We start from the raw sequence: 12900 nt of genomic DNA on the forward strand, positions 1-12900 counted from the left end.
CACAATTTTGCAGTAAAATTTCATTACATAAATCGTGGGTTTCATTTCATTTTTGCGATTGACTATCGGATTTGTATTATTTTCTTTAGAATTTTACCACAGCAAAATGTTTAGGTTATGAAGAAGTACAGAAATCTTATATTTTATGTTGTAACAATTGTTTTCTTTTCCATTCTTATGTATTGGTTTTTCACGGAAGGAAAAACTTTGGAAAGCGCCAATCACAGCATTAATAATGCATCGGGCAAATCGATGTGGGAAAACTTCAGCGAATCTTTTTTAGAAAATCTACATCATCCTTTAGCTTTATTACTTTTACAAATCGTTGCCATATTGCTGACTGCGAGGCTTTTTGGATGGATTTGTGTTAAAATCCGACAACCCTCTGTCATCGGCGAAATGATTGCTGGCATTGTGCTCGGACCATCACTTCTAGGGATGTATTTTCCAGACTTTTCTGCGTTTCTATTTCCAAAAGAATCTTTAGGAAACCTACAGTTTTTAAGTCAAATAGGTCTAATTCTCTTCATGTATATCGTGGGAATGGAATTGGATTTAAGTGTATTAAAAAAGAAAGCGCACGACGCCATTGTTATTAGTCATGCTAGCATTATCATTCCATTTGCTTTGGGAATAGGACTTTCTTATTTTATTTATCTACAATTTGCACCAGACAAAATTCCGTTTAGTTCATTCGCGTTATTTATTGCGATTGCGATGAGTATCACGGCTTTTCCTGTTTTGGCAAGAATTGTCCAAGAACGAAATCTTCAAAAAACAAAACTCGGAACCGTGGTTATCACTTGCGCTGCAGCAGACGACATCACGGCTTGGTGTATTCTCGCGGCAGTTATTGCGATCGTAAAAGCGGGTTCTTTCGCGAGTTCTATTTATGTCATTTTGATGGCGATTGCTTATGTTATTTTGATGATAAAAGTTGTTCGTCCTTTCGTAAAACGCGTCGCAGAACTACAATCGGGAAAAGGCATTATTAGCAAATCGATTGTTGCCATATTTTTCTTAATCCTCATCATCTCATCATACACAACAGAAGTTATCGGAATCCATGCTTTATTTGGTGCTTTTATGGCAGGAGCAATTATGCCCGAAAATACAAAGTTCAGAAACATCTTTATTGAAAAAATAGAAGATGTTGCCCTTGTATTGTTGTTGCCTTTATTCTTTGTATTCACTGGTTTGAGAACGCAAATAGGTTTGTTAAATGACATCGAATTGTGGAAAACAACAGGACTTATTATTTTGATTGCTGTTATTGGAAAATTTGCTGGAAGTGCGCTTACTGCTCGATTTCTAAAGATAAATTGGAAAGATAGTCTCACCATTGGTGCCTTGATGAACACACGAGGTTTGATGGAATTAATTGTTCTCAATATTGGCTACGATTTAGGTGTTTTGGGACCAGAAATTTTCGCGATGATGGTGATTATGGCTTTGGTGACAACCTTTATGACAGGACCTGCTTTGGACTTGATTAATTTTTTTTTTAAAAAATCCAAATCATCGATTGAGGAAGAGGACGACGCCAATACCAGCAAATACAAAGTTTTATTATCTTTTGTAAAAGCCGAAACGGGCAGCACTTTGTTAAAGTTAGCAGATAACTTTACGCACAAAATGAATGAAAACAAATCGATTACAGCCATGAATTTTGGTCCTGTTGACGATTTGCACAACTTCGCTTTAGCAGATTATGAGAAGCAACAGTTTGAAGATATTATTCACACTTCGCACCAATTGAAAACCAGTATTACAACAATGTTTAAAGCTTCTAATGACATTGAATCTGACATCATAACCACGACCAAAAAAGGCAATTATGACTTGTTGTTGATTATGTTGGGAAGTTCAATTTTTGAAGGAAGTTTGTTGGGACGATTGTTAGGTTTCACGACCAATATTATTAATCCTGAAAAGCTGTACAATACGGTAAAAGGGAAAACCAATATCTTTAACAGTACGCCTTTCGATGACTTCACTTTGAGTATTTTGGATAAAATAAATATCCCTGTCGGCATCATGCTTGACAAAGGTTTTAAAACTGCTGACAAGGTATTTATCCCGATTTTTGACTTAGGAGATTTCTACTTGTTAGAATATGCAAAACGGTTGATTAATAATAACGATGCGCAAATAATTATTCTGGATGCAGCTGGACAAATTCGTAAGAATGTTGAAATCCGCGAACTTATCCGAAACATCGAACAAATGGCGCCAAACCACATAAGCCTCCGAACAGACAAATCCATTGAAAAAGACTTTTTGGAATCTCAAGACCTTATGATTATCAGCAACCGAAGTTGGAAAAATCTTGTAGACAGCAAAAGCCTTTGGTTATCAGATGTACCATCAACATTAATCATCTCCAATCCGAAGTAAGTTTAACATTAAGATTCATTAATTATTCAAAAAATAAAAGCACTGCGAAAAAAAGCGCAATAGCTCTTTGTAACAAAAAACATTTTTGCTAGTCTAATTGCATAGACAAGCATTTATGAACAAGAAAATTATTTTAGCGGCGAGTTTATTTTTAAGCATTCAAGTGGCATTTGCACAAGAGACTAAAAAAGATAACTCAAAGGAAAAACAAATTGAAGAGGTTACCATAACCAAAACTAAAAAAGCTGTTGAGCAAAAAGCCGACAGAACTATTTTTGACTTTTCGGAGCAAGCGAGCCTTAACTCAGGGTCCTCTTTGGAAGGTATCAAAAAACTTCCAGGCATGGTGGTTACTGACATCGCAGGAATGATGTATCAGGGAAAACCACTTCAAGTCTATATGGATGGACGACCGCTTAACATTTCGACCAACGATTTGACGGCATTCCTAGAAGGTATGCCTGCATCGGCGATTGAGCGTGTGGAAGTGGTGACGCAACCTGGCGCAGAATTCCCTGCAACTTCGGGTGGTGCCATTCTAAATATTATCACTTCAAAATCTGCTAAAAACTATTTGACAGCGACTTACTCTGGCGGATATCGATTTTCGGATTATGATAAATTCAGAAATAGATTTAATAATAGCATCGTTTTAAATTCTAGAAATAAAGTTTTTGGATGGCAATTTAGTGCTGGTCAAACTTATGCCGAAACATTCTCTAGCAACCAAATGGATGACATTTCTAGAGCTTTTGGTGATAAATATGCAAGAGGTTATTTTGCAAAAGGCGCTTTAACTTTCGATATTGGACAAGATCGATTGTTGTTAAATTACGATTATTACAACTCTAATAACGATGCTTACAACAATTCTAATGGTACGGCTTTGTTCGAATCTCCAATTGAATCAGGAAATCAAGTTGTGGCAAATTATCTAAACCTTGGTAAAAGCAAAACAAAAAGTGATCGAAACGAGATTACAGCAACTTACCAAAAGCGATTTGCAGACAAAAACCAAAAGTTAGACATCAAAGCAAATTACTCAAACTTTAAATCAACTTTTGACCAAGTTGGCACCAATGATGTTTTTGCACCAGCAGGAACAGAGCATTTTAGCGCTAATATGGACAATGCTTCTAATCAGAATTATTACAATCTTCGCGTCGATTATTCGCAACCGATAAAATTATTGGATGAGGGCAAAATTAGTTTTGGAGGTTTATACGAAAAGACAGATTTCACGACAGATTTCTTAGGGATCAGAAACTTAGATTATCAAAGACAAACAGCTTCGACTTATGCCGAATTAAATACAAAGATTCAGAAGTTTAGTTTTATTGCAGGTCTTAGAGCCGAAGATTACGACATTTCTGGTAAATCTTTAAACTTAAGAAAAAACCAATGGGATGATTTGACGGCTTTCAAAAAGTTTGAGTTGTTCCCAAATGCGAGTTTACAATATGATTTTGCGAAAAGCTTGTATTTTAACTTAAACTACAACCGAAAAATTAGCTTGCCATCGACAGGTCAATTGAACCCGAACAACACAACGTTCCAAAATCCAAACGTTAGCATTTCTGGTAACCCAAATGTGCAACCGACGATTTACAACAACTTCGAGGCAAAAATTAGCGCTTTCGATTATGCCTTTATCAGCTATGATGTGAGCACCGTGAAAGACCAAGTGATGATGCATGTGGAACGCGATGGCTACAACATTTCGCAGACCAATGTCAACATCCACAGTTTGACACAACACAGCTTCAACATTGGACTTCCTGTGCCGTTTATGATTTTTAGCAAACCGCTTAGCGAGATCATGAAGTTTAATTTTAATCCTGACAAAATCAATTTCTTGTATTTCTATGCAGGTTACCAATTCCAAGATATTAAAGAAGTGGTTGACAGAAAAGGTATGTGGTTCTTTAATGTAGCTGGACAATTTATTCTTCCTTATGATATTAAATTCGCTCCAAATTTCTCGTATTCAACAAAAGGGAATTATTATTTCTTCCAGTCGACACAACCAATTATGAATCGTGTTGACCTTAATTTCAGCAAGAAATTTAATAAAGATAGAATTACGTTAAGCTTATTTGCGAATGATATTTTTAACAGCTCGAGAATGAGTTTCAAAACAGTTAATACTGCAACACCAATCTATTTGCAAAACCGTTGGGACAGCAGAAACTTTGGTTTCTCCATCAACTATAAAATCCCAACTAAAAATAAGTTAGCAAAAGTTGACCAAAATCTATTGAATCAAGATGCGCCAAAAGAAGATAATGGCGGCTTGATGAACCAAAAGTAGACACTCAATCACACATTTATATTACTAGAAAAGGCATCTGAAATTCGGATGCCTTTTTGTTTTGGATAATTTTCTTTGAATAATATCAGTAGAAATTATTATAAAATCTTAGGTTGAAGAATTTATACTATATGTTGCTAGTAAAGTCCCGTTTAATCGAATTTTTTATTGTCCGCTTAATTACCTAAATAAGATAGATAATGTCATTCAGAGCGAAGCGAAGAATCTCAAGTATTTGATCACCAGAGATTCCTCCTCCGTCGGAATGACAAGCTTTGTTTTAAAAAATGACTAAGGCACTACTTAGGATTATCAATATCGAATTTGTACACTTTATTATTTTGCAAAATTTGAAGTTCAGCTTTTTGACCTGTAGATTTAATGTTTTAAATTATTTCATCTGCAATTCTTTTTGCTTTTTGAAATTCCATTTCTTCATTAAATGTCATTTGAATCCCAACCTCCTCAAATGAATAACTATATTCATCACTTCCAACTTGAAAATATGGCCAGCCATTTCGCAATACTTTTTTTGTATCAATAGTATTTGGACTTAAAATTTTTTCCCAACTTTCAGAATCCAACTTAATTTCACCACAAATTAAGAATTCAAATTCTCCATTTTTAAAATCAGTTTTTGATTCTAAGTTTAATAGATTTTCTTCAGTATTTTCTTTTTGAAAATCTGATTCCTTCTTTTTATTTTTCTTCCAAAAATTAAATATACTCATATCTTCAAGCAAAACTTTTAATCGAAAAATAATACAGATTAATTAAGCTTTAACATCCAATTTAGATTTAGAGAACCACATTTTGGGCAGTTCGCATATTCACTTTCCAAATTATTAAAATCACATCGTTTACACTTATCATGCACTTCATTAATATGTGACACAATAAATTTGGCAACAGTTAAACTTAATTTAAAATCAGTATTTAAAAACCTTACAGCAGTAATTGGTGAATCGTTTACAAGACGCGTTATTTTTTGTTTTTCATTAATTGTAAAATTCGGAATTTCTACGCCTTCTATTGGTAAACATTTTGGACATTTAATTCTCATGATTTCTTTTTACAATTAATGCTACTATTGGAATTAGAATTTGGTTGTAGTTAAACAATAGCTTTTTATTTATTCCAAACTTCAAATTTATTATCTACTAAATGAAATAATTTATCAGAAACAACATGGTCTCCACTTTCATTTATTTCTATAATCGTCTTTTCAATTCGTTCAATACTATCTTTATCTTCACTTCCAGTTACAAATAACAAATCTCTAGCAGGAATTCCTATAATAATCTCACCCAATACAGGGAAGTTGTCTTTGTTCCAAATGTCAAGCAAGATTAAACTTGATTCATAATTACCACCAGCAATTAACATGAAAGCATTTTCATCTCCATTTCTTTCAATACTTTCGATAATTGCGTTTAAGTTGTTAGTTGCTAATTCTAACAAATCGCTTTTATCTATTTGAAGTTTTTCTAAATCCTTGATATTTAAATATGATATATTCTCTTCTCTATCTTCAGCATAAAAAATATACAGATCCGAATTATATTTTTCAAAAACATTTATATTGTCATTTTCATTTTTAAATAGTTTAAACATTTCATCTAAGAACCTCTTATCTTTAATAATTGGAATTATCCGACTGACATTTATTTCTTCTCTAGGAGAATATAGATTTTCAGCTGCTTTAACATACCGTTCTAAAATTTCATCTAAATCGTTTGGTTCGGATCTATATTCAGAATATGAATTATCTAAAAAATGGATATATTCTTCATTTTCGTCCTTAGTTTTTATTTCAAGTGGAGAAATTTTCAAAAGCTTTATTCCTGAGATTTTTTCACTAAGCTTTTTAAAGAAAAAATTAGAAAACTCTATTTCAGAAAGTAGTTTTCCGTGTTCTAGATTACTCATAAATTCTATTCTTATATTTTGTCAAACAGTATAATTGACTTAACGAAAACCTTACAAAGTCTCACACGCTTGCCAAACCTTATCATTCTTTGGTAATGGCGCAATGATTTCAATCTCTTCTTTTGTTACAGGATGAACAAAATTCAGCTTTCTAGCATGAAGATTAATGCCGCCGTCGGGATTTGAGCGTGGCGAACCATATTTGAGATCACCTTTTATTGGAGTACCGTTTTTTGATAATTGTGCTCGGATTTGGTGATGACGACCAGTTTCTAAATCGATTTCCAACAACAAATAATTGTCCAAAGTCTGAAGTAAATTGTAAGTCAAAATCGCTTCTTTTGCACCATCAGTCGGTTTGGAGAAGACAATCGCTTTGTTATTTTTTTCATTCTTTTTAAGATAATTCACCAAACGTTGCGAAGTTGGAATCATCTCTTTTGCCACCAAAGCCCAATAGGTCTTTTTCACTTCCCGATTAGCAACCATCTGCGTTAAACGAGAAAGCGCTTTGGAAGTTTTAGCATAAATAACCAAACCAGAAGTTGGTCTATCGATACGATGCACCAAACCCAGAAATACATTTCCGGGCTTGTCATCTCTTTTTTTAATAAAATCTTTAATAAGTTCCAGCAACGACGAATCACCAGTTTTGTCACCTTGTACCAGTTGACCAACCTTTTTGTTAATCACCATCATGTGATTATCCTCGTAGACGATTTGCGATGCAGAAAAAGTTTGTTCTGACATTATTGCTCTACGTTTCTATTTCGTCCAAATAACGACATAATAACACCTGCTATTAGTCCGATGGTTCTGATAGCAGCAAATCTAGAATCTAACGGCAAGAAAACACCAACAATACAAAGTCCCGCAGCGATGTACATTGGGATTTTAAATTTTGGATTGCCTAAAGTTGGCGCTTGCAAAATAAAACTAGCTCCCACCAAAATATAGAATAGTTTATTATAAATAATGCTGTTAATCTCTGGAGAAAATGGTTGGATCCAACCTATTACGAGACAAGCGATGGCAGCAAAAGAGACACCCGCTTGTATTGCCATTGTATTTTTCATATTTTATTTCTTTTGTTTTAACAACCAAGTCGGAATTGCTTCCACCAAATCTGCGTTAAGAATATTGTTGTGGTATTTATCTTTATATTCCCAAAGGAAAACTTTTCCTTGGTTTTTCATTTCGTCAAAAAAACGAAAATTACTTTGTGGTAAAGCATCCGTATCCAAACTTCCGTGTACAATCCAAATCGGAAGCCTTTTAAGCTCACTCATTTTATCAAATTCCGAAATCCCAGAAACATTAATTGCCGCAGCAAATAAATCTGGTCTTTTGGAAATGGCATTCATCGTCGTTGCGCCACCCATCGAAAATCCCATCACGTAGATTCTGTCTTTATCGATATTGGGATTATTTTTAATTAAATCATCAACATTTTTTAAAACCAAATCCAGATATCCATTAGACTCCGAAGCTTTTACATTTCGAGTTTCATCCAAGTGATAATTTGACGAGCGAACCGAAAACTGAGGCGACAACACAAAAACAGGATACTTATCTCTATTTTCTGGCATTAACCACATTTTCGACAAAACACCCATTTGCGAAGTATTGTTAGTCCCCATTGCTCCAAAACCATGAAAAACCAAAATCAAAGGATATTTTTTATTGGTTTCAATAGTTTTCGGACTTAGAAAACGATAATTTACTTCGATATTATCATTTTTAAATTTTCCTTCTTTAAAATCAGAATAATCCAAGCTTTTAATCGCTTGAATTTTCTTTAAAACCACCAAAGAATCTGGACTATCTCTAAACTCTGTTTTGGTACCGTATTTCAAATTTTTCGAAACACAAGACGTCAAAAACAAAGCTACGAAAGCCGCAAATAAAAGCTTAGTAACTTTCTGATGCATTCGGGAAATCTACAGATTTTACATCTTTTACAAACTGAGCAACAGCACCAGTAATTTCGGTATGTAAGTCTAAATATCTTCTTAAAAACTTAGGCGAAAAACCTTTGTTCATCCCAACCATATCATGATAAACCAAAACTTGTCCGTCGCAGTCTGCACCAGCACCAATTCCGATTGTTGGAATTGTAATCGCTTCGGTTACTTTTTTAGCCAAATCAGCAGGAATTTTTTCCAAAACAACTGCAAAACATCCTAATTCTTCCAAAAGTTTAGCATCAGAAATCAATTTTTCAGCTTCCGAATCTTCTTTAGCTCTTACTTTATAAGTTCCGAATTGATAAATCGACTGCGGTGTCAATCCCAAATGTCCCATCACTGGAATTCCCGCATTTACAATTTTACGGATAGATTCTTCGATTTCTTTTCCACCTTCAATTTTCACAGCATGAGCACCACCTTCTTTCATCATTCTTACCGCAGATTCCAAAGCTTTTTCTGGATTACTTTGGTAAGTTCCGAAAGGCAAATCTGCCACGATTAAAGCTCTATCAATCCCACGAACAACACATTGAGTGTGGTAAATCATTTGATCTAAAGTAATTGGTAAAGTAGTTTCGAATCCCGCCATAACATTCGCCGCCGAATCGCCAATCAAAACCGCATCAACGCCACCAGCATCCACCATTTTGGCCGTGGTAAAATCGTAAGCAGTAATCATTGAAATTTTATCTTTGTCGAACTTCATTTTGCGAAGTGTCTCCGTTGTAATTTTTTTTATTTCTGAATGTACAGACATGGGCTTAATTTTTAGAATGTATTAAAGAAACAAATGGCTATCTAAAATTAGATAACCACATGTCCAAGTTTTATAAGTTTCTCGTGATTGATGATTTTGATGTTCCTGCCTTCGACAAGGATCAACTCATCTTGTTTGAATTCTGATATTAATCGGATTGCACTTTCTGTTGCTGTTCCGATAAGGTTGGCGATTTCTTCTCTTGTTAAAGAAATATTGATAAATCCTTCTGGATCTGTACCAAGCTTTTGTTCTAATAAAATTAAAATCTCAGCCAATCTTTCTCTAACAGTTTTTTGTGCCAAAAAGGTAACCGTGTTAGACGACTCTCCCAACTCGTATGCAATTTTTTGCAACATCGCGTAGGACAATTTCGCATCAACTTCTAATAAATGAATAAAGAAATCCGCTGGTAAAAAAACAACCTTAAGAGGTGTCATAGCTTCGGCTTTTGCTTGGAAATTCTCTCCACACAATAACGAGCGATAACCAATAAGATCGCCTTCTTTACAAAATCTAAGGATTTGATCTTTACCGTAAACGCCCGATTTCGAAAGCTTTGCTGTTCCTTCTTTGATAAAATAAACACCTTGCGGAGATTCTCCATCTTCAAAAACGGTATCGCCTTTTGCGAACTCCATATCTTGAAGCTCTGCAACCAACTTCGTATAATCCTCCGGACTCAAACTGTTTTTAAAAGACTCCCTGTTAAAGGCTTTAATAAAATTCTGTTCAATAACTTGCTGTAGTTCAAGTGACATATGTAATGACATTTATCAGCAAAAATAAGACTTTCTACTCCCAAAAGCAAAGTTTTTTGACGTAATTTTGTAAGCTAAACCCAACAAGCCACATGTCAGAAAAGTGTTTCCATTGCGGTCAGCCTATTGAAAATGAGCGCATTGAATTTGATGAAAAAGTCTTCTGTTGCAATGGTTGTCAGTCCGTTTACGAAATCCTAAACCTACATAATCTTGGTAACTTTTATGAATTTAATAAGAGTTCGGGGATACGACCAAATAGCGATGACCAGACGCAGTTTGACTATTTAGATGCTGAGGATATCTTTAACAAAGTGGTAGATTTCCATGAAGGAGGAACGACATTGGTTACATTCAAAATTCCAGTTATACATTGTACATCTTGTATTTGGTTATTGGAAAGCCTACATACCATCAATCCAAAAATTAAATATTCGCAAGTTAACTTCACTAGAAAAACGGTGCAAATCGCCTACAAAAGTGAAGAACTGCAACTTAGTGAACTTGCTAAATTCTTAACGAATCTTGGTTACAAGCCAGTTATCAACCTCGAAACGGCTGACAAAAAGAAAGAAAAACTTGACAAAAGCCTTTTAATAAAATTGGCAATTGCGGGATTCGCTTTCGGAAACAGTATGTTTTTAAGCTTCCCAGAATACATTGGTGGTAACGACGTCTGGATGGAAAACTACAAATACCTATTCCGAATCACGTTGTTGATTTTGGCAACACCTGTCGTTTTATATTCTGCACAAGATTATTACAAATCTGCTTGGTATGGCTTAAAAAACAAAATCATCAACATTGATGTTCCGATTGTTATTGGGATTTTCATGTTGTATGGTCGCTCGATTTACGAAATTGCAACCGATTATGGTGGTGGATATTTCGACACACTTTGTGGACTTTTATTCTTTATGCTTTTGGGCAAAACGTTCCAAAAAAGAACCTACAACAGCTTATCGTACGACCGCGATTACAAATCATTCTACCCAATTGCAGTTACCAAAATTGACTTTAACGGAAAGCAAGAAAACATTCTACTTTCTGACCTGAAAGTTGGTGACAGAATTATGGTTAGAAACCAAGAAATAATCCCTGTCGATTCCATTTTGATAAAAGGTGAAGCCAATATCGATAACAGTTTCATCACTGGAGAAGCGGCTTTGGTACCAAAAAAAGCGGGTGACAAAATCTTTGCTGGCGGTAAACAAAGCGGACCAATATTAGAATTGGAAGTTATTAAAAACGTTGACCAAAGCTACCTTACGCAACTTTGGAACAAAGAAGCTTTCAAAAAAACAGAAACAGGACTCGATACGATTACCAATAAAATCAGTAAGTATTTTACAATTGTTATTTTGACGATTACTGCGATTGCTGCCATTTATTGGTCACAAGAGAATTTTGAAAAAATGTTCCAAGTGGTTGCTGCGATTTTAATTATTGCTTGTCCTTGTGCATTGGCACTTTCGGCGCCGTTTACTTTTGGGCATGTTATGCGAATTTTGGGTAGAAATAAATTCTATGTTAAAGACACTCTGACTATTGAAAAACTTTCGAAAATAGACAGTTTGGTTTTTGACAAAACAGGAACCATCACCGAAAGTAAAAAATCGAATATCAATTACTTAGGTCAAAACATTTCGGAATTCGATTTAAAAAACATTAAGACTTTACTTAAAAATTCTAATCATCCGCTTTCCAAATCTTTGTATGATTTTATTGAAATTGAAGACGAGTATCTTCCAATCGAAAACTTTGTTGAAATCTCTGGAAAAGGTTACTCCGCAATTGTTAGAGGAAAGCTTTACAAAATAGGCTCCGCAAGCTTTACAGGACAGAAATCCGAAAATCTTGAAACCGCAGTTTTCATACAGGCCGGTGACGAATTCTTAGGAAAATACATCTTCAAAAACGAGTACCGAAAGGATTTAGAAACATTATTCAAACATCTTAAAAACTACGACATCAGCATTTTGAGTGGCGACAATTCTTCAGAGGAAACACAGCTAAAAGCAATGATTCCGAATGTTAAAGAAATGCGCTTCAACCAAAGTCCAGAAGACAAACTAGAATACATCCAAGAATTGCAAAATCAGCAACATAAAGTTGCTATGCTTGGAGATGGCTTAAATGACGCTGGTGCTTTGAAGCAAAGTAATGTTGGTATTGCGATTTCTGACGACACCAATGCCTTTACACCATCATCAGACGTAATTATGGATGGTAGCAAAATCCCCGAACTTGATAAATATCTTAAATTTTCGAAAGACGCAATTGGCATCGTAAAATTGACATTTGCTGTAAGCTTATTCTACAATGTTATTGGGGTTACGTTTGCGGTTATGGGCGAGGTTTCACCGTTGTTTGCTGCGATTATTATGCCAGTCAGTTCAATCAGTGTTGTTGCCTTTACAACCTTGTCAACGTGGTATCGTAGTACGAAGTATTTCAAGTTGTTAAAATAAAAAAACCTATTTAGATAAATTATAAATTAATTAATTTAAATTCATTCTGACTAAAGTCATTAATTTTAACTAAATTTGGGAACTTTAATTAGCGTAAATTTGTCTCAGTTATGGAGATTCTCTATTTAATGATCATATGCAGCGTGTCTTTAGCTGTGGTTTTCTTAATAATTTTTATTATTGGAGCTAAAAAAGGGCACTTCGAGGACGATGAAAGTCCGGCTGTACGTATCCTAATGGATGATGAAATAAGGGAAGAGAAAACTGACAATAAAAAAGAAAAAGATAATAGTGATTTGTAGAT

The 12900-nt window shown here is 34.6% G+C and carries 11 protein-coding genes; 4 read left to right on the forward strand and 7 right to left on the reverse strand.

What is annotated here, in order from left to right; genetic code table 11:
• Window positions 1–117 precede the first annotated feature (117 nt).
• Both Q1V95_RS07890 and Q1V95_RS07895 read left to right on the forward strand, forming a co-directional pair.
• Entirely contained in the window at window positions 118–2397 is a 2280-nt protein-coding gene (locus Q1V95_RS07890) for a cation:proton antiporter (protein WP_300672465.1), read from the forward strand.
• 115 nt (window positions 2398–2512) lie between these two features.
• The gene (locus Q1V95_RS07895) at window positions 2513–4708 is read left to right on the forward strand and encodes an outer membrane beta-barrel protein (RefSeq protein ID WP_300672467.1); all 2196 of its coding nucleotides are present in this window, start codon (window positions 2513–2515) and stop codon (window positions 4706–4708) included.
• Window positions 4709–5094: 386 nt separating this feature from the next.
• On the opposite strand, the gene Q1V95_RS07900 is transcribed toward Q1V95_RS07895, so the two are convergent.
• From Q1V95_RS07900 to Q1V95_RS07930, 7 genes are all read right to left on the reverse strand, one after another.
• Window positions 5095–5439 carry a hypothetical protein gene (locus Q1V95_RS07900; RefSeq protein WP_300672469.1) on the reverse strand — a complete coding sequence of 115 codons (345 nt, stop codon included), beginning with the start codon at window positions 5437–5439 and terminating at the stop codon, window positions 5095–5097.
• A gap of 397 nt (window positions 5440–5836) precedes the next feature.
• Window positions 5837–6637: a DUF1444 family protein gene (locus tag Q1V95_RS07905; RefSeq protein WP_300672471.1), complete on the reverse strand. Its 801-nt coding sequence runs from the start codon at window positions 6635–6637 to the stop codon at window positions 5837–5839.
• Window positions 6638–6688: 51 nt separating this feature from the next.
• Window positions 6689–7387, reverse strand: coding sequence for an RluA family pseudouridine synthase (locus Q1V95_RS07910; protein WP_300672473.1), 699 nt, complete (start codon window positions 7385–7387; stop codon window positions 6689–6691).
• A complete protein-coding gene (locus Q1V95_RS07915; protein WP_300672475.1) occupies window positions 7387–7713 on the reverse strand; it encodes a hypothetical protein in 327 nt (108 codons plus the stop codon). The genes Q1V95_RS07910 and Q1V95_RS07915 overlap by 1 nt, the downstream gene beginning before the upstream one ends.
• Before the next feature lie 3 nt (window positions 7714–7716).
• Window positions 7717–8568, reverse strand: a complete 852-nt coding sequence (locus tag Q1V95_RS07920) for an alpha/beta fold hydrolase (protein ID WP_300672477.1) — start codon at window positions 8566–8568, stop codon at window positions 7717–7719.
• A complete protein-coding gene (gene panB, locus Q1V95_RS07925) occupies window positions 8549–9364 on the reverse strand; it encodes a 3-methyl-2-oxobutanoate hydroxymethyltransferase (protein ID WP_300672479.1) in 816 nt (271 codons plus the stop codon). The genes Q1V95_RS07920 and panB overlap by 20 nt, the downstream gene beginning before the upstream one ends.
• Before the next feature lie 47 nt (window positions 9365–9411).
• The gene (locus Q1V95_RS07930; RefSeq protein WP_300672481.1) at window positions 9412–10125 is read right to left on the reverse strand and encodes a Crp/Fnr family transcriptional regulator; all 714 of its coding nucleotides are present in this window, start codon (window positions 10123–10125) and stop codon (window positions 9412–9414) included.
• Window positions 10126–10217: 92 nt separating this feature from the next.
• Between Q1V95_RS07930 and Q1V95_RS07935 the strand changes: the two genes are divergently transcribed.
• Complete coding sequence (locus tag Q1V95_RS07935; RefSeq protein WP_300672483.1) at window positions 10218–12596, forward strand: heavy metal translocating P-type ATPase metal-binding domain-containing protein; 2379 nt, start codon at window positions 10218–10220, stop codon at window positions 12594–12596.
• Between the two features lie 110 nt (window positions 12597–12706).
• Window positions 12707–12898, forward strand: coding sequence for a cbb3-type cytochrome oxidase assembly protein CcoS (gene ccoS, locus Q1V95_RS07940; protein WP_300672485.1), 192 nt, complete (start codon window positions 12707–12709; stop codon window positions 12896–12898).
• The last annotated feature ends 2 nt before the right edge of the window (window positions 12899–12900 follow it).

Source organism: Soonwooa sp. (assembly GCF_030151385.1).
Taxonomy (GTDB): Bacteria; Bacteroidota; Bacteroidia; order Flavobacteriales; family Weeksellaceae; genus Soonwooa.

Bases quoted from the DNA above. Each gene is read 5' to 3' on its own strand.
- Q1V95_RS07915 (WP_300672475.1), bottom strand. From the start codon at position 7,713: ATGAAAAATACAATGGCAATACAAGCGGGTGTCTCTTTTGCTGCCATC.
- Q1V95_RS07910 (WP_300672473.1), bottom strand. From the start codon at position 7,387: ATGTCAGAACAAACTTTTTCTGCATCGCAAATCGTCTACGAGGATAAT.
- Q1V95_RS07930 (WP_300672481.1), bottom strand. From the start codon at position 10,125: ATGTCACTTGAACTACAGCAAGTTATTGAACAGAATTTTATTAAAGCC.
- ccoS (WP_300672485.1), top strand. From the start codon at position 12,707: ATGGAGATTCTCTATTTAATGATCATATGCAGCGTGTCTTTAGCTGTG.
- panB (WP_300672479.1), bottom strand. From the start codon at position 9,364: ATGTCTGTACATTCAGAAATAAAAAAAATTACAACGGAGACACTTCGC.
- Q1V95_RS07900 (WP_300672469.1), bottom strand. From the start codon at position 5,439: ATGAGTATATTTAATTTTTGGAAGAAAAATAAAAAGAAGGAATCAGAT.
- Q1V95_RS07905 (WP_300672471.1), bottom strand. From the start codon at position 6,637: ATGAGTAATCTAGAACACGGAAAACTACTTTCTGAAATAGAGTTTTCT.
- Q1V95_RS07890 (WP_300672465.1), top strand. From the start codon at position 118: ATGAAGAAGTACAGAAATCTTATATTTTATGTTGTAACAATTGTTTTC.
- Q1V95_RS07895 (WP_300672467.1), top strand. From the start codon at position 2,513: ATGAACAAGAAAATTATTTTAGCGGCGAGTTTATTTTTAAGCATTCAA.
- Q1V95_RS07935 (WP_300672483.1), top strand. From the start codon at position 10,218: ATGTCAGAAAAGTGTTTCCATTGCGGTCAGCCTATTGAAAATGAGCGC.
- Q1V95_RS07920 (WP_300672477.1), bottom strand. From the start codon at position 8,568: ATGCATCAGAAAGTTACTAAGCTTTTATTTGCGGCTTTCGTAGCTTTG.